The sequence below is a fragment of the Segeticoccus sp. genome (assembly GCF_035708005.1).
In genome coordinates this window covers 1-15,442 of sequence record NZ_DASSTI010000105.1, presented here as the reverse complement: position 1 = coordinate 15,442, position 15,442 = coordinate 1, and the positions used below count along the sequence as shown (strand labels likewise).

The 15,442-nt window shown below is 70.9% G+C and carries 17 protein-coding genes; 1 reads left to right on the top strand and 16 read right to left on the bottom strand.

Features of this window, described 5'->3' with window-relative positions; all coding sequences use genetic code 11:
• Positions 1-3: 3 nt before the first annotated feature.
• The 11 genes from VFL99_RS10865 to VFL99_RS10815 all read right to left on the bottom strand — a co-directional run bounded on the left by VFL99_RS10865 (position 4) and on the right by VFL99_RS10815 (position 10,156).
• Positions 4-1,797, bottom strand: a complete 1,794-nt coding sequence (locus VFL99_RS10865; RefSeq protein ID WP_325106370.1) for a nickel-dependent hydrogenase large subunit — start codon at positions 1,795-1,797, stop codon at positions 4-6.
• A gap of 25 nt (positions 1,798-1,822) precedes the next feature.
• Complete coding sequence (locus tag VFL99_RS10860; RefSeq protein ID WP_325106369.1) at positions 1,823-2,929, bottom strand: NADH-quinone oxidoreductase subunit B family protein; 1,107 nt, start codon at positions 2,927-2,929, stop codon at positions 1,823-1,825.
• Complete coding sequence (locus tag VFL99_RS10855; RefSeq protein WP_325106368.1) at positions 2,926-3,471, bottom strand: hemerythrin domain-containing protein; 546 nt, start codon at positions 3,469-3,471, stop codon at positions 2,926-2,928. The genes VFL99_RS10860 and VFL99_RS10855 overlap by 4 nt, the downstream gene beginning before the upstream one ends.
• 14 nt (positions 3,472-3,485) lie before the next feature.
• Positions 3,486-3,881, bottom strand: coding sequence for a hydrogenase/urease maturation nickel metallochaperone HypA (locus VFL99_RS10850; protein ID WP_325106373.1), 396 nt, complete (start codon positions 3,879-3,881; stop codon positions 3,486-3,488).
• A 1-nt stretch (position 3,882) separates the two neighbouring features.
• The gene (locus VFL99_RS10845; protein WP_325106367.1) at positions 3,883-4,461 is read right to left on the bottom strand and encodes a hydrogenase maturation protease; all 579 of its coding nucleotides are present in this window, start codon (positions 4,459-4,461) and stop codon (positions 3,883-3,885) included.
• Positions 4,458-5,840 (bottom strand): hypothetical protein, encoded by a 1,383-nt coding sequence (locus VFL99_RS10840; RefSeq protein ID WP_325106366.1) that lies wholly within the window; start codon positions 5,838-5,840, stop codon positions 4,458-4,460. Before VFL99_RS10840 ends, VFL99_RS10845 begins: the two co-directional genes overlap by 4 nt.
• A gap of 205 nt (positions 5,841-6,045) precedes the next feature.
• A complete protein-coding gene (locus VFL99_RS10835) occupies positions 6,046-6,795 on the bottom strand; it encodes an ABC transporter ATP-binding protein (RefSeq protein ID WP_325106365.1) in 750 nt (249 codons plus the stop codon).
• A gap of 1 nt (position 6,796) precedes the next feature.
• Complete coding sequence (locus VFL99_RS10830; protein ID WP_325106364.1) at positions 6,797-7,834, bottom strand: FecCD family ABC transporter permease; 1,038 nt, start codon at positions 7,832-7,834, stop codon at positions 6,797-6,799.
• Between the two features lie 19 nt (positions 7,835-7,853).
• Entirely contained in the window at positions 7,854-9,098 is a 1,245-nt protein-coding gene (locus VFL99_RS10825; RefSeq protein WP_325106363.1) for an ABC transporter substrate-binding protein, read from the bottom strand.
• A 24-nt stretch (positions 9,099-9,122) separates the two neighbouring features.
• Positions 9,123-9,557, bottom strand: coding sequence for a helix-turn-helix domain-containing protein (locus VFL99_RS10820; RefSeq protein ID WP_325106362.1), 435 nt, complete (start codon positions 9,555-9,557; stop codon positions 9,123-9,125).
• Positions 9,558-9,745: 188 nt separating this feature from the next.
• On the bottom strand, positions 9,746-10,156 hold the full coding sequence (locus VFL99_RS10815; RefSeq protein ID WP_325106361.1) for a muconolactone Delta-isomerase family protein: 411 nt from the start codon (positions 10,154-10,156) through the stop codon (positions 9,746-9,748).
• An 87-nt stretch (positions 10,157-10,243) separates the two neighbouring features.
• On the opposite strand from VFL99_RS10815, the gene VFL99_RS10810 reads away from it, so the two are divergent.
• Positions 10,244-10,759: a DUF3145 domain-containing protein gene (locus tag VFL99_RS10810; RefSeq protein WP_325106360.1), complete on the top strand. Its 516-nt coding sequence runs from the start codon at positions 10,244-10,246 to the stop codon at positions 10,757-10,759.
• A gap of 65 nt (positions 10,760-10,824) precedes the next feature.
• Here the strand turns inward: VFL99_RS10810 and VFL99_RS10805 are convergent, their stop codons facing one another.
• The 5 genes from VFL99_RS10805 to VFL99_RS10785 all read right to left on the bottom strand — a co-directional run.
• On the bottom strand, positions 10,825-12,264 hold the full coding sequence (locus VFL99_RS10805) for an acyl-CoA carboxylase subunit beta (RefSeq protein ID WP_414713741.1): 1,440 nt from the start codon (positions 12,262-12,264) through the stop codon (positions 10,825-10,827).
• 13 nt (positions 12,265-12,277) lie between these two features.
• Positions 12,278-13,528 (bottom strand): beta-ketoacyl-ACP synthase II, encoded by a 1,251-nt coding sequence (gene fabF, locus VFL99_RS10800; protein ID WP_325106359.1) that lies wholly within the window; start codon positions 13,526-13,528, stop codon positions 12,278-12,280.
• 163 nt (positions 13,529-13,691) lie between these two features.
• Entirely contained in the window at positions 13,692-13,940 is a 249-nt protein-coding gene (locus VFL99_RS10795) for an acyl carrier protein (RefSeq protein ID WP_325106358.1), read from the bottom strand.
• 79 nt (positions 13,941-14,019) lie between these two features.
• On the bottom strand, positions 14,020-15,069 hold the full coding sequence (locus tag VFL99_RS10790) for a beta-ketoacyl-ACP synthase III (RefSeq protein ID WP_325106371.1): 1,050 nt from the start codon (positions 15,067-15,069) through the stop codon (positions 14,020-14,022).
• 68 nt (positions 15,070-15,137) lie between these two features.
• A partial coding sequence (locus tag VFL99_RS10785; RefSeq protein WP_414713740.1) for an ACP S-malonyltransferase occupies positions 15,138-15,442 on the bottom strand: 305 nt, incomplete at its 5' end.

The window sequence follows — 15,442 nt, the reverse complement described above, 5'->3', positions numbered from 1 at the left end:
GGCTCAGTCATGGCCGGCTCCGTAGGTGGGTGAGTGTTTTACGGTGAGTGTTCTGCCGTTGCCGGTGTACATGTGGACGCCGCAGGGCAGGCAGGGGTCGAAGCTGCGGACGGTGCGCATGATGTCGACGCCTTTGAAGGTGTCGGGTCCGTTTTCTTCGAAGATGGGCTGGCCCTGGACGGCGTCTTCGTAGGGGCCGGGGGTGCCGTAGTGGTCGCGGGGGCTGGCGTTCCAGGGGGTGGGGGGGTAGGGGTGGTAGTTGGCGATCTTCTTGTCCTTGATGACGAGGTGGTGGGAGAGGACGCCGCGGACGGCTTCGTGGAAGCCGCAGCCGATGGCCTCGTCGGGGACTTGGTAGTTTTCGAAGGTTTTGGTCTCGCCGGCGCGGGTGAGTTGTTGGGCGCGTTCGAGGAACTGCAGGGCCATGGCGGCGGCGTAGGCGATGAAGTAGGGGCGGGCGCGGTCGCGTTCGAGGGTGTTGGACCATTTGGGGATGGTCCATTCCAGGGTGGTTTCGGGGAGGGTTGGGCCCTTGGGCAGGGTGATGCGGACGCTGTGGCCGGTGGCTTTGACGTAGGGGGTGTCGACCAGGGCGTTCAGGGCGGTGGACCACAGGCGGGCCAGGGGGCCGCCGCCGGTGTCCAGGGCGAGGTGCTGGCCGGTTTCGGGGTGGTACCAGCGGGGGCTCATGACCCAGGAGTAGTTGCCGTCGAAGTGGCGTTTTTGGGGGTGGGGCAGGGTGGTCTGGTTCCAGGGGTGGCGGATGTCGACGGGGTTGCCCAGGGGGTCGTGGGTGACGAAGGGGTCTTGGGTGGTCCAGTCGTCGTAGTAGGAGGAGCCGAGGAGGATTCTGAGGCCGAGGTTGATGTCGATGAGGTTGTTGGTGACCAGTTGGCCGTCGACGATGATGCCGGGGGTGACGAACATGTCCTTGCCCCAGGTGTTCATCGTTTGGTAGCGGTAGTCGCAGGTGTCGGGGTTTTGGAAGGCGCCCCAGCAGGCGAGCAGGATGCGGCGGCGGCCGACCTCCTCGTAGCCGGGCAGGGCGGCGTAGAAGAAGTCGAAGACGTCGTCGTTCATGGCGACGGCCTGTTTGATGAAGTCGATGATGTGCAGCAGGCGGGTGAGGTAGTCGGTGAACAGGGTGGGCTGGGGCGGGGTGCCCACGCCGCCGGGGTAGAGGGTGGAGGGGTGGACGTGGCGGCCTTCCATCAGGCAGAACATCTCGCGGGTGATGCGGGAGACGCGCAGGGCCTGTTTGTACACCTCGCCCTCGAAGGGGTTGTAGGCGCGCATGATGTCGGCGATGGTGCGGTGGCCGTGCAGGTGGCCGCGGGGGGCCTCGGTGCGTTCGGCGCGGGCCAGGACCGAGGGGTTGGTGGTTTTGACCATGGCTTCGCAGAAGTCGACGAAGACGAGGTTGTCCTGGAAGAGGGTGTGGTCGAACATGTATTCGGCGGCTTCGCCGAGGTTGGTGATGTGTTCGGCCAGGGGCGGGGGTTTGACGCCGTAGGCCATCTGCTGGGCGTAGTTGGAGCAGGTGGTGTGGTTGTCGCCGCAGATGCCGCAGATGCGGGAGGTGATGAAGCCGGCGTCGCGGGGGTCCTTGCCGCGCATGAACACGGAGTAGCCGCGGAAGAGGGAGGAGGTGGAGTGGCACTCGACGACTTCCTGGTTGGCGAAGTCGATCTTTGTGTAGATGCCCAGGTTGCCGATGATCCGGGTGATCGGATCCCAGGACATGTCCACGATCTGCGCGGGCCTGCGCCCCGCCGCACGAGCCTGAGTGGTCGTCATGTCGGTCTGGTCCTCGTTCCTCTCGTCAGGCGCGCCAGTGCGGGTCGTACCCGCTGGTCAGCTCGTGTCGGTTGTGACGCCACTTCGGTTCCTTGTTGACGGCCATGCTGGTGATGCCGCGCATGCGCCGGATGAAGGCGCCGTAGGGCCTGATCAGCGTGGACGACAGGCTGCCACCGGTGGGCTCGTCCATGAACGGCATGAAGGTGTCGGGGAAGCCGGGCATGGTGCAGCCGATGCAGATGCCGCCCACGTTGGGGCAGCCGCCGATGCCGGCCATCCAGCCCCGCTTGGGCACGTTGCAGTTCACCACGGGACCCCAACAGCCCACTTTCACCTGGCACTTGGGGGAGTTGTAGTCCTTGGCGAAGTCGCCCTGCTCGTAGTAGCCCGCGCGGTCACAGCCCTCGTGCACGGTCTTGCCGAAGATCCATTGCGGGCGCAGCAGCTCGTCCAGTGGTGGAGGTGGTGCCGAGCCGGCCGCGTGGTAGAGCACCCAGGTGAGCGTCTCCATGAAGTTGTCCGGCTGGACCGGGCACCCGGGAATGTTGACGATCGGCAGCGCACCCTTGGACTTGAAGTCCCAGCCCAAGTAGTCGGCCAGCCCCATCGAGCCGGTCGGGTTGCCGGCCATGGCATGTATGCCGCCGTACGTCGCGCAGGTGCCCACGGCCACCACGGCCCACGCCTTGGGGGCGAGCAGGTCGATCCAGGTGTTGAGCGTCATCGGCTCGCCGGTCTCCGGGTCGTTGCCGAAAGAGGTCCAGTAGCCCTCGCCGTTGATGTTCTCGTTGGGGACCGAGCCCTCGATGACGAGGATGAACGGGTCGACCTCGCCGCGGGCAGCGGCACGATAGGGGGCGAGGAAGTCCTCGCCACCCAGGCTGGGGGAGAGCACCTTGTTGACGAGGTTCACCTTCGGCAGGCCGGGCACGAGTCCGTTCACCACGTCCTCGATCGCGGGCTGGTCGGCGGCGGTGATCGACACGGTGTCGCCGTCGCAACTCATCCCCTCCGAGATCCACAGGATCGTCATCTCGTCGAAGCCCGTGCGCTGCTCGGCGGCACTGGGTCGGGCGGCGGGCGCGGTGGCCTGGTCCGTGGGCAGGTCGGGGGATGTCGTGGTCGTCATGTCTGCGGCCTCCCTTGGAGTCGGTCTCGGAGCCGGTCGTAGATGGCCGCGACCGGTGCGGCCATCGCGAGGGTGGGGGGTTCGTCCGGCGCGTTCGGGTGCGGTCGGGTGGGGGCGGTCTGCTTCGCCTTGTCGAGTTCCGCGCCGAGCTCGTCCAGGGCCTGCGCGTCCACCGATTCGCGCAGCTGCGGCATCAGCTGCTGCTCCTCCTCCTCGACGTGCTCGCTGACGTCCTGCTCCAGCTCACGCATCAGCTGGTTGGTGCGCGCGTCGCCAGCATCCAGGCCGTCCAGCTGGAGCAGCAGCTTCTTGACCGCCATGTGCTCGGAGAGGTGCTCCCGGATCTCCTCGCCGCCCTGCGGGAGCACCTGCTTGGCGAGCGGGTAGAACATGAGCTCCTCGAGGGCGGCGTGCTTGGACAACTCGCGGATCACGATGTCGACGACACCGCGTCGCTGCTGGTCGGTGGCGGCTGCCGAGTAGTCGCGAAAGAGCTGCTCGACCATGCGGTGGTCGTGCATCAACAGCTCGATGGCATCCATCCCGACCTTCTCTCCTACGGGGCCGATCCCTCGGTCGTCGGTGGTGCTCCCGCGCGAGCGGCTCCACGGTCCACGACCGGTGGGGCGTCCACGGTGATCGACTCGAGGACGGCGCCCTCCATGCCGGACAGGGTGATGTCCAGGCCGCCGCAGCCGGGGCAGGCGACCATCGCCAGGTGGTCGTTCACCGGCGCGCGGCGCCCACACGAAGCGCACTCCAGCGTCATCGGATCCAGCACCAGGTCGACCTCCGCGTCCTCGGCGACGGTGCCGCTCGCGGCGAGCCGGAAGCCCTGAGCGATGACCTCGCGGTCCACCAGGTGGCCGCCGACGCGGACACGGACGCCGTGCACCCGGCGCCCGTTCGCGCGGCGCAGGGTGGCCTGCACCATCGCGTCGCACAGCCCCATCTCATGCACGGCGGCGTCCCGTCGTCGCGGGCGCCCAGGACGTCTCCGCCAGCCGGGCGGCTTCCTCACCGGCAACCTCGAGCACCAGCCGGACGGCCGCGTCCAGCGAACCGTTGACCTCCTCGGAGAGCCCGATCCGTTCGGCGATCACCGCGGGGCGGCACCCCACCACGAGCACCCGACCCAGGCCGCCGCCGAGGCCGTGCAGCACGCGCAGCACCGCCTCGGGGTTCATCGAGTGGGCGTCGACCGCCGGCGCCTCCACCGCGTCCGCGAAGGTGAGCTCCTGCCCACCGGGGCTGCGGGCCTCCAGCACCGTGAGGGCGCCCGGCTCACCGTCGAAGGGGACGGCGTCGACCAGGACGAGGGTGTCGTACCGGCCGTCCAGGAGCTCGTAGGCCAGGTGCACCCCGCGGATCCCGTAGTCGACGACGTCGACTCGCTCGGGAAGCTCCGCGCCTGCGAGCCGTCTGGCCACCTCGACACCGAACCCGTCGTCGCCGAGGAAGATGTTGCCGATGCCAGCGACCAGTACCCGCCCCGTCGGCGTCCCCCCCGACCTGCTCGCACTGGCACTCATGACGGCGCCTCCGCAGGGGTGGTACCGGAGGAGGGAAGGAGTGGCTCGAGCTCCTCCGGGGAGTAGTGGTGGAATCGGCCGTACCACTGGTGCAGCTCGGCTCCCGGGTCGTCCTCGACCGTGACGGCGACGTGCCGGGAGCCGTCGACGTCGAGCAGCACGCCCTCGACCACGGCCGTACGGCCGGCCAGGAACATGTCGTGGGCGTCGGTGCCCCGCCGACGCGGTCGCAGCCGGACCCGGCTGCCCTTGCCGACGACGACTCCGTCGACGAGCACGGTGTCGCTCTCCGGGGACACCGCGGCCTCGGCGGCCTCGTCCCACCACGCGACCCGGGCTTGCGGTGGGGGGTCCGGTGGACGCACGCGGCGGAGCGAGCGGACCGCGCCGTGCAGGCGTTGCAGGAGTTCTGGCGGGAGGTGGTCGACGCGCTCCAGGATCTCCGCAGCCCGTGGGTCGGTCGCGTGCGCCTCGCGCTTCTCCTCCTCGGTGAGGGTGAGCGTCCGCAGCGAGAGCAGCTCGTCGATCTCGCCGGCGTCGTGCAGGTCGCCCGGGCTCTCGGGCGCGATCTGCGGGTGGTCGTACAGGATGATCGGCGAGGACAGGAGCAGGTCGCTCTCGTCCGCAGGGCCGGCGAGGACGGGGAAGGTGCGCAGGTTCACGCACTCGGCCGCGGCGGCGCTGGCCCACGCCGGGGGGTCCACCAAGGACAGGAAGGCGCCCGGTCGGATCCCGGCGATGACGTGCGTCGCGACCAGGCTGCGCCGCAGTGCCTCCTCGCGTGTGGCGTCCGGCGCGAGACCGCCGTCCGCATTCTCGACCCGAATCCGTAATCGCAGCAAAGGGAACGGGGCTACGGCACGTTCTGCCGAGACGAGCACGTATGCCGTGAGCCGCGCCCGGGTGCGCAGGACGCTTCCCAGCGCGCGACCCTCCTCGGTGAGGGGGCGCGCCACCTCGCTCGCGGGCAGGTCGACCAGCCGGCGCTGCTCCCCGGCGAGCAGTGCGTCGACGGGGACGGCCAGGTCCACCTCGTGCGGGACACCCTCGTCGAAGGTGAGCTCCGGGCCGACGTCGCTCTCCAGTCGGTCGACGACCTGCTCGCTGCCATCGGGACGGCGCGCGTGCACCACCTTGTGCTCGACCTGCAGGAACCGCACGCGGCAGTGCAGCTCAGCCTCCAGCGGTGCCTCCAGCAGGCACTCCGTCTGCTGGAACCAAGACTCGGCGGAGCCAGCCACGCCGGCCGCCACCGGTCCGGAGGCTTCGATCCAGGGGCGAGGCGCCAGCACGCCGAACTGCCAGCGCATCCGGTTCTTGTCCGAGGACTTGCGGTAGGGGTAGAGCAGGTAGCCCTCGTAGAGAACGGCGTCCGCCACCGAGCGAGCCTGAGCGAAGCCCGTTGAGGTGGTGAGGAACTCATCGGCCGTCCGGCTCACCTCATCTGGCGGTGGCGCTGGGTTCGGCGCGGTGGGACACCCGGCGTCGGTGGTCGCGGAGAACCCCGGACTTGCCACGTTACACCGCACCTGAGGGGGCCGAAAGTCAAACGCCCGCCGTGGTGGCGGGCTCGATCTGGCGCGTTCACTCCACGTTCGGCTGGTAGTTCGTGACCAGGGCTCGCCCCGTGCCGCCGGGACCGGTGGGCACGCTCCGGATGCGCACGGCATACAGCTCACTGAGCTGCCGGTCGGTGAGCAGCTCGGCGGCCGGACCACAGCGCACGTCTTCCGGGGAGTGCATGAGCACCACGTCGTCGGCGACGAGCAACGCATGGTCGGGGCGGTGGGTGGTGAGCAGGACGGCCCGTCCGTCGCACGCCAGGGAACGGATCAGCGTGAGCACCTGGCCCTGGTTGCGCAGGTCGAGGCCGCTGGCCGGCTCGTCGAGCACCATCACCGGGTTGCCGGAGGCGACGGCGCGGGCGATGAGGACGAGCTGCTGCTCGCCGCCGCTGAGCTCGGGGAACGGCCGCGCGCTCAGGTGGGCGATGCCGACCCGCTCCAGTGCCTCGGCCGCCGCGGTGCGGTCGCGTCGACCCGGCACCGAGAACGTCCCGATGTGCCGGGCGCGTCCCATGAGCACCATGTCGAGGACGGGGAAGGCGAAGGTGCTGCCGTGGGCCTGGGGCACGAACCCGGCGGGTGCGTCACGGCGGACGACGCCGACGGAGGGACTGAGCAGGCCGCCGGCGCACCGGACTAGGGTCGTCTTGCCGCGACCGTTGGGGCCCAGGACGGCTGTCACCGTCCCTCGGGGCACGGTGAAGGTGACCTTCCGGAACACCCACCGAGGCGGGCGGTAGGCGAAACTCACGTCGTGCAGCGCCAGCATGCTAGGCCCGGTCCCAGATCCGGTCGCGGTGCCGGCGCAGGAGGACGAAGAACACCGGCGCCCCGACCAGCGACGTGAGCACTCCCAGCGGGATCTCGCCCGCGGTGAGCGACCGGGCGAGCGTGTCGATCGCCACGAGGTAGGCCGCGCCGAGCAGGAACGACAGTGGCACCAGGAAGCGGTGGTCGGGGCCGACCCACATTCGGGCCAGGTGGGGCACGACGAGACCGACCCAGCTGATCACCCCGCTCACCGCCACCGCGCCCGCCACGATGAGGGTGACCGCGCCCAGCACCGTCCAGCGCACCGGTCCCGGCGTGACGCCGACCGCGCGGGCGTCGTCGTCGCCGAGGGACAACACGTTGATCCGCCAGCGCAGGACCAGCAGCACGACCAGGCCGATCCCCACCGGGACGACGCAGACGAGCACCTTGCCGAAGGTCGCGCTCGCGACGCTGCCGAGCAGCCAGAAGACGATCGCCGGCAGCGTGTCGTAGGGGTTGGCGAGGTAGGTGAGCATCGAGACGAGGGCGGAGAAGAACGAGCCCGTGACGACTCCGCCGAGCACGATCATCAGCATGGGGGCGCCCGCGCGACCGACCGTGACGAGGAAGACGATGCCGAGGGCGAGCAGCCCGAACACGAAGGCCCCGCCGACGAGGAAGCCGGTGCCGAGGCCGAGGAACAGCGCCAGGGCTCCGCCGAAGGAGGCCCCCGAGGAGACGCCGATGATCTGCGGGCTGACCAGCGGGTTGCGGAAGATCGCCTGCAGCGCGACGCCTCCCACGGACAGGCCGCCACCGACGAGCGCCGCGAGCAGGATGCGGGGCAGCCGCACGAGGACGACGACGTCGTGGCCGGTCTGGTCCGTGACCGGGGCTCCGGTGACCTGGCCGAGGAGGATGCGCACGACGTGGGGGAGTGGGACGGCATACCGACCCACGGTGAGGGCGGCCAGGCAGACGACGACGAGCAGGACCGCGGTGACGAGCACCGAGGTGCGGGGCGCCGGGGGCAGCGTGCGCCGCGGGGCGCGCACGCCTCGCGAGGAGACCCGTTCACGCAGCACTGGACCGGCCGGCCCCGAACTGGTCGTAGTGCGCGGACTGCGCGTTTTCCTTCATCCAGAGGATCTCGTCCATCTGGGCGTTCGTCGGGCGGCGCCCGTAGAAGGTCGTGTAGTCGCGCACGACCTGCGGCCGCAGGTCACCCCAGGGGCTGCGGCCGGGGAAGGCCACCTGCGACAGCCACTGCCACATCAGCGGTGACTCGTGGCTCGGCGGGTCCCAGCGGTATCCGCCGAGGGGGACCTTGTAGACGCGCCGGGTGCGCACGGCCCTCAGGCTCTTCCACACCGGCTGCCCGTAGACGTCGCTGGGCATGGCGGCGTCGAAGTTGCCCAGGAGGATGATGTCGGGGTCCCACGCGAGGACCTGCTCGGTATCGACCCCGACCATCCCCTGAGCAGGCGCCGGCGCCGGCCCGCTGGCCGGGTTCGTGCCCCCGACGAGGCGGATGTAGAAGTCGTTGTAGGTCTGGGCACCCGCGACCTTGAGCCCGTCGAGGAAGCGGTTGAAGTAGAGGATGCTCGGGCGCGGACGCGGAGCGTGTCGGCCCACGCGCTTCGCCAGTTGCAGGCGCTGTGCCGTGAGCGAGTTCAGCTCCCTCGCCCGCTGCGGCTTGCCCAGCATGGCGGCGAACAGGTTGATCCACGTCGTCAGGTCCTGCTGCGTCCCGTAGGTGAGCCCGAGGACCGGCAAGCCGGCGTTCTCCAACGGCGTGATGATGCCGGCGCCGGCGTCGGCCCACTGCACGACGAGGTCGGGGTGGAGGGCGAGGACGCTCTCCACGTTGGGCACGAAGTCGTTGTTCGCGACGTCGTGCGCCACGGCGAGCGCCTGCGGGAACAGCTGCCCGAGGACCCCGTCCTTGATGGCGAGCCACGACGCGTCGTGCATCCCGACGAGGTGGTCGACGCCCTGGTCGACGGCGATGAGGATCGCCGCCGCGGGCATCGGCAGGGTGACCACGCGGCGCGCGGGGTGGGGGAGGTGCAGCGTCTTGCCGCGCTGGTCGGTGAGGGTGACCGCGTTGCTCCCGGACGCGGAGGTGGAACTCGACCCCGCGACCGGCCCAGCCCCACCCGCGTGCTTCCCCGACCCCGGAGCGGAGGAGGCGCCGCAGGCGGCGAGCAGGGCGGCCCCGGCCAGCGCTCCCGCCCCCTGCAGCACCGTGCGTCGGGTCGGCCCGGAGCGGCCGCCGGACACGTGCGGGTCGGGAGCGCTGGCCGGGTGCTGGGACATGACTCACCTCGTGCGGGACGGCGTTCAGGGCTGCGCGTCGGGGAGCCGGTGGCCCTCGAGGGGGCCGAGGATCCACGGGCGGTGCGCGCCCCCCGTGGGCCGGTGGTCAGTGTCGTCCGGGCCGGCCGGGGCTGCGGCGAGCTCGTCGCGGGGCGGCACCGACCGCAGGGGCGGGTAGGGGCGGTCCGGCTCCCAGCGGGTCGGGTCGTCGGTGAGCCCGAGCAGCCACGTGACGGTGCACTCGAGCGCCAGGGCGAGCGCGGGCAGCTTGTCGAGGTCGAGGCCCGAACCGTGCTCGAGGCTGCTCAGGGACTTGTCCGTGAGCCGGACGTCGAAGCCGGTCACCCGGGTCGTGACCTCCCGCTGCGTCAGCCCGAGCTCGCGGCGTCGCTGTCCCAGGCGTTGGCTGACCACCAGCTGCCGGCGGGCTCCCAGCTCGCCGGGACCACGACCCACCATGGCTGCCCCGTAGGAGAGGAGAGACCTCCCACGGTCCTCCCGATCGCCGACTCCGTCAATCGCAGATTCGCAGATTCATGGACTCGTTCAGTCCACGCTGATGCACCGTCGTCGTCACTCCGTCCTGCTGGGAGCGACTCCTTGGCGCTGCGGGCCTCGCTGCGCTGCGTTTCCTCGCGCCGTCGTCGTCACTCCATATCGGCGAGGGCGTGGATCGTGTACGTCGACACGTTGAACACCGGCGCCTGGCCGAGCAGTCGTTCCAGCTCCTCGTGCGAGGACACCTCGTAGATCCAGGCACCGCCGTGCGCCCCCACGACGTGGTAGCGCGCCAGCACCTTGCCCTCGCGGTGCAGCCGGCGCCCGTAGTCGGGCATCCGCCCCACGGCGTGGGCGACCTCGGGCGAGACACGGGACAGGTCGAGCTTCCACAGCACGAGGAACTTCACGCTCGCCAGCATGCCCCAGCCGGACGCGGCCCGGGCACCTTCTCGCGCAGCCCGGGTGACGCAGACGGTATGCCGGGCACGCGGCATACCGGACACGCCGCCGGGCCGTGTGGTGCCGGTGGGACGGATGGGGCACAATGTGCCCAGCACGAGGTGAGCTCGTGTGCGCGCTCGGCACCATGCCGGACCGTGGCGAGGCCGTTGGGGAAGACGTCCCTCGCACACAGGAGGTCCAGGATGTCTGTCGCGATGTCGCGTGCCACGACTCGCGGGGTGGTGTTCATTCACTCCACCCCGACTGCGCTGTGCCCTCACATCGCCTGGGCACTCGAGGGGGTCCTCGGGGGCCGCGTCGCCCTCGACTGGATCCCCCAGCCGCTCGTGCCCGGCCTCGTGCGCACGGAGCTGTCGTGGACCGGCGAGGCCGGCACCGGCGCCCGTCTGGCCAGTGCCATGCGCGGTTGGGACAACCTGCGCTACGAGGTGACCGAGGAGCCGAGCCCCGGCGTGGACGGCTCCCGCTGGTCGCACACGCCAAGCCTGGGGATCCACCACACCTGGACCTCCGCCAACGGGGACGCGGTCATCAACGAGGACCGGCTCCGCGCGGCGGTCGAGCGGGCCGGTGGCGACGCGGGCGTGTTGCAGGCCGAGCTCGACGCGCTGCTCGGGCGGGACTGGGACGACGAACTCGAGCCGTTCCGCTATGCCGGTGAGGGAGCACTCGTGCGCTGGCTGCACAAGGTCGGTTAGGCGCCCCGAGCAACCACGCGGACCGGTCGCCGGTCGGGCCCTCGGCTCGACCGGCGCAGCTGTGCCTACAGGGGGATGTTGCCGTGCTGGCCTCGGCGCTGGGGGGCCTCGGCGATGGCGCGCGCGATGGCGGTGCGAGTCTTGGACGGCTCGACGATCTCGTCGATGACCCCGATCTCCACCGCCCGCGGCAGGCCGCCGGCGAGCTTGGCGTGCTCCTCGGCGAGCTCGTTCTCGACGTGCGTCCGGTCCGCCTCGTCCACCTCCGCGAGTCGCCGCCGGTGCAGGATCCGCACCGCGGCGACGTTGCCCATGACGGCGACCTCCGCCGGGGGCCAGGCGAAGACCTTGGTGGCGCCGAGGGACCGGGAGTTCATGGCGATGTAGGCGCCGCCGTAGGTCTTGCGGGTGATGACGGTGACCCGCGGGATGGTGGCCTCCGCGAAGGCGTGCAGCAGCTTGGCGCCGCGTCGCACGACGCCGTCCCACTCCTGGCCGACGCCGGGCAGGTAGCCGGGCACGTCGACGAGCACGATGAGGGGCACCCCGAAGGCGTCACACATCCGCACGAAGCGGGCCGCCTTCTCGGCGGAGGCCGAGTCGAGGCAGCCGCCGAGGCGCATGGGGTTGTTGGCGACCACGCCGACGGTGCGGCCGCCGAAGCGCCCCAGCGTGGTGACGATGTTGGGGGCCCACTTGGGGTGCAGCTCGATCCGTTCGGCGTCCGCGTCCAGGACGTTGGCCACGAGTGGGTGCACGTCGTAGGCCCGCCTGGCCGACTCCGGGAAGGTCTCGGCGAGGTCTCGGTCGTTCACCGCGTCGACATCGAGGGTGCCCTGCTCGGCGAACAGCTCGCAGAAGAGCCGGCCGCGCTCGAAGGCCTCCTCGGTGCTCTGGGTGACGACGTGGACGACTCCGGAGCGCCGGCCGTGCGGCTCGGGGCCGCCGAGGCGCAGGGCATCGACGTTCTCCCCGGTGACCGAGCGCACCACGTCGGGGCCGGTCACGAAGATCCGTCCGTCCGGGCCGAGGATCACGATGTCGGTCAGGGCCGGGCCGTAGGCGGCCCCGCCGGCGGCGGGGCCGATCACCACGGAGATCTGCGGGATGACCCCCGAGGCGCGGGTCATGATGGCGAACACCTGCCCGACGGCGTGCAGCGAGACCACGCCCTCGGGTAGCCGCGCACCACCGGAGTGCCACAGGCCGACGACCGGGACCCGGTCCACCAGCGCCCGCTCGTAGGCGGTGAGGATGACGTGGCAGCCGTCGACGCCCATCGCCCCGCCCTTGATCGTGGCGTCGGAGGCGAAGGCGACGACGGGCGTGCCGCGCACGGTTCCGGCGGCCGCCAGCACGCCGCTGGTGTCCTCGGCGGTGATCAGCTCGACGGTGCCCGGGTCGAAGAAGGCCTCCAGCCGCGTGCGCGGGTTGCGGGGGTCCGTGTCGCGGTCGGCGGCCGGGCGGGACGACCGTGCGGCCTGCCGGGAGGCCTCGCTGGGCACGCGAGCCGCCACGTCAGACGCTCCGGATCGCCAGACAGACGTTGTGGCCGCCGAACCCGAAGGAGTTGTTGAGGGCCAGCACGTCCCCTGCTGGCAGGTCACGCGGCTTGCCGGTCACCACGTCGAGGGGGATGTCGGGGTCCTGGTGGTCCAGGTTGATCGTCGCGGGGACCTGCCGGTGCTGGACGGTCAGGATGGTGAGCACAGCCTCCAGGGCGCCGGCCGCGCCGAGCAGGTGACCGGTCATGGACTTGCTCGCGGTGACCGACACCTCGTCGAGGCGGTCGCCGAGAGCCCGCTTGATGGCGTTGAACTCGGCGATGTCACCGACCGGCGTGGAGGTCGCGTGCGCGTTGATGTGCGCCAGGTCCTGCACGGTGGCGCCCGCCCGTTCCAGGGCCTCCAGCATCGCGCGGGAGGCGCCCGCGCCCTCGGGCTCGGGGGCGGTGATGTGGTGGGCATCGGCCGACATGCCGACCGAGGCGAGCTCGGCGTAGATCTTCGCGCCGCGCGCCTGCGCGTGCTCCAGCGTCTCGAGCACGAGCACCGCGGCGCCCTCACCGAGGACGAAGCCGTCGCGGTCGACGTCGTAGGGCCGGGACGCGCCCTGCGGGTCGTCGTTGCGCTTGGACAGGGCCTGCATCGCGGCGAACCCGGCGATGGGCATGGGGTGGATGGCGGCCTCGGTGCCGCCGGCCACGACCACGTCAGCGCGGCCGCCTCGGATCATCTCGGCGGCGTAGCCCATCGCCTCGGCGCCGGAGGAGCAGGCGCTCACCGGCGTGTGTGCCCCGGCGCGGGCCCCCACCTCGAGCGAGATCGCGGCGGACGGGCCGTTGGGCATGAGCATCGGCACGGTGAGCGGGAACACCCGGCGCGGGCCCTTCTCCCGCAGCGTGTCCCAGGCGTTGAGCAGCGTCCACACGCCACCGATCCCGGAACCACACGCGACGGCGAGCCGCTCGGGCTCGACGTCGGGCTTGCCGGCGTCCGCCCATGCCTCCCGGGCCGCGATCATCGCGTACTGCGAGGAGGGGTCGAGCCGGCGCATCTCGACCTTCGACAGGGTCTCCGCCGGGTCGTGCTTGATGTTGGCGGCGAAGGTCACCGGCAGCTCGTAGGTGTCCACCCACTCCTGGGGGAGGGGGCGGGCACCGGACTCACCGGCGAGGACGGCGTCCCACGTCTCGGTGATGTTGCCGCCCACCGGGTTGGTGGTGCCCAGACCGGTCACGACGATGCGCGGTCCGCGGTGCGTGGTCATCGGAGGATCTGCTCCTAGGAAGAACGGGTGAAGCGAGGTGGGTCAGGACGGCGGGTGCCGCGGTGGGCGGAGGGGCCGGCCGTGCACGACCCGCCAGGTGCGTCGGAAGGGCACAGGAGTGCTTCCTTCCGTGACGGGCCGTGCACGACGCAGGGAGAGCGGGTCAGCCCTGGTTGCTGGCGATGAAGCCGACGGCGTCGCGGACGGTCTTGAGGTTCTTGACCTCGTCGTCCGGGATGCGCACGCCGAACTTTTCCTCGGCGTTCACCACGATCGTCATCATCGAGAGGGAGTCGATGTCGAGGTCGTCGGTGAAGGACTTGTCGAGCTCGACCTGGTCGGTGTCGAGACCGGTCTCCTCGTTGACGATCTCGGCGAGACCCTCGAGGATCTCCTGCTCGGACTGTGCCATCTGACTGCTCCTTGTGTTGGGTGGCGGGTGCTACCTCGGTCCCGATTACCCGCGGAACCACCGGGAGATCGGAATGTCGTCAGGGGAGGACGATGACCTGCGCAGCGTAGACGAGACCGGCACCGAAGCCGATCTGAAGCGCGAGGCCCCCACTGGGGATCTCCTTCTCGGCGAGCATGCGCGTCGTCGCGATCGGGATCGACGCGGCCGAGGTGTTGGCCGTGGTCACGATGTCCCGTGCGACGGGGATGTCCGACGGCAGCTTGAGCTGCTTGATCATCGCGTCGATGATCCGGATGTTCGCCTGGTGGGGGATGAAGGCGTCGAGGTCCTCGGCCGTGATCCCGGCGGCGTCGATGGCCTTCTGGGCCACAGGGGCCATACCCCAGACGGCCCACCGGAAGACGGCCTGCCCCGCCATGCCGAGCGACGGCCAGTGCGGCGCCTCGGCGACCTCGGGCTCACCGGCCTCCTCGAGCGGCGGACCGCCCGCGGCCTCCTCCATGGTCCGGCCCCGGAAGTTCTTGCGGATGTCGGTCCACGGCACCGTCTGGCTGATCGTGTCGCGCTGCGTGCCCTCGGAGCCCCAGATGGTCGGGCCGATGCCCGGCGTGTCGGAGGGGCCGATCACGCACGCGCCTGCGCCGTCGCCGAAGATGAACGCGGTCGACCGGTCATACGGGTCGGTGAAGTCCGAGAGCTTCTCGACGCCGATGACGAGGACGTGGTCGGCGGAGCCGCTGCGCACCATGTCGCTGGCGACGGCCACGCCGTAGCAGTAGCCCGCGCACGCCGCGGAGATGTCCATGGCGGGGGCGGTGGAGCCGAGGCGGGCGGCGAGCTCAGGTGCGGCCGCCGGCGTCTGGTACGGGTGGGTCACGGTCGCCATGAGGACGAAGCCGATCTGCTCGGGCGTCACCCCCGCGTGCTCCATCGCCTGCCGGGCCGCGATCTCGCCCATGTCGATGACGCTCTCGTCGGGCGCCGCCCAGTGGCGGCTGACGATCCCGGACCGTTCGCGGATCCACTCGTCGCTCGAGCTGATCTGGTCGACGATCTCGGCGTTGGGGACGACCCGGGCCGGTCGGTAGGCCCCGACACCCATGATCCGCGAGTGGCGGGTCGGCATCGGGGACAGGAGGGTGCCGGTGCCCTTGGGGGCGGGCGCAGTAGCAGACGTGCTCACGAGGTGCCTTCTCAGTTGGTGGGGTTGGAGGTGGCGGCGTGCTCGCGGATGAGGTCGCGGGCGGCGTCGAGGTCATCCGGAGTCTTGAGCGCGACGGTGGGCACGCCCTTCATGGCCCGTTTCGCCAGACCGACGAGGGTGCCGGCGGGAGAGACCTCGATGAGGCCGTCGACACCGAGGTCGAGCATCGTCTGCATGCAGAGGTCCCAGCGAACCGGGTTGCTGACCTGGCCCACGAGACGCCTCAGGACGTCGGCGCCGCTGGTGACGAATTCGCCGTCGGCGTTGGAGAGCAGCTTGCCGTGGGGGTCGGCCG

Coding starts and splice junctions, on each gene's coding strand:
- VFL99_RS10865 (WP_325106370.1), bottom strand. CDS start 1,797: ATGACGACCACTCAGGCTCGTGCGGCGGGGCGCAGGCCCGCGCAGATC.
- VFL99_RS10860 (WP_325106369.1), bottom strand. CDS start 2,929: ATGACGACCACGACATCCCCCGACCTGCCCACGGACCAGGCCACCGCG.
- VFL99_RS10855 (WP_325106368.1), bottom strand. CDS start 3,471: ATGGATGCCATCGAGCTGTTGATGCACGACCACCGCATGGTCGAGCAG.
- VFL99_RS10850 (WP_325106373.1), bottom strand. CDS start 3,881: ATGGGGCTGTGCGACGCGATGGTGCAGGCCACCCTGCGCCGCGCGAAC.
- VFL99_RS10845 (WP_325106367.1), bottom strand. CDS start 4,461: ATGAGTGCCAGTGCGAGCAGGTCGGGGGGGACGCCGACGGGGCGGGTA.
- VFL99_RS10835 (WP_325106365.1), bottom strand. CDS start 6,795: ATGCTGGCGCTGCACGACGTGAGTTTCGCCTACCGCCCGCCTCGGTGG.
- VFL99_RS10825 (WP_325106363.1), bottom strand. CDS start 9,098: ATGTCCCAGCACCCGGCCAGCGCTCCCGACCCGCACGTGTCCGGCGGC.
- VFL99_RS10820 (WP_325106362.1), bottom strand. CDS start 9,557: ATGGTGGGTCGTGGTCCCGGCGAGCTGGGAGCCCGCCGGCAGCTGGTG.
- VFL99_RS10810 (WP_325106360.1), top strand. CDS start 10,244: ATGTCTGTCGCGATGTCGCGTGCCACGACTCGCGGGGTGGTGTTCATT.
- fabF (WP_325106359.1), bottom strand. CDS start 13,528: ATGACCACGCACCGCGGACCGCGCATCGTCGTGACCGGTCTGGGCACC.
- VFL99_RS10795 (WP_325106358.1), bottom strand. CDS start 13,940: ATGGCACAGTCCGAGCAGGAGATCCTCGAGGGTCTCGCCGAGATCGTC.
- VFL99_RS10790 (WP_325106371.1), bottom strand. CDS start 15,069: ATGCCGACCCGCCACTCGCGGATCATGGGTGTCGGGGCCTACCGACCG.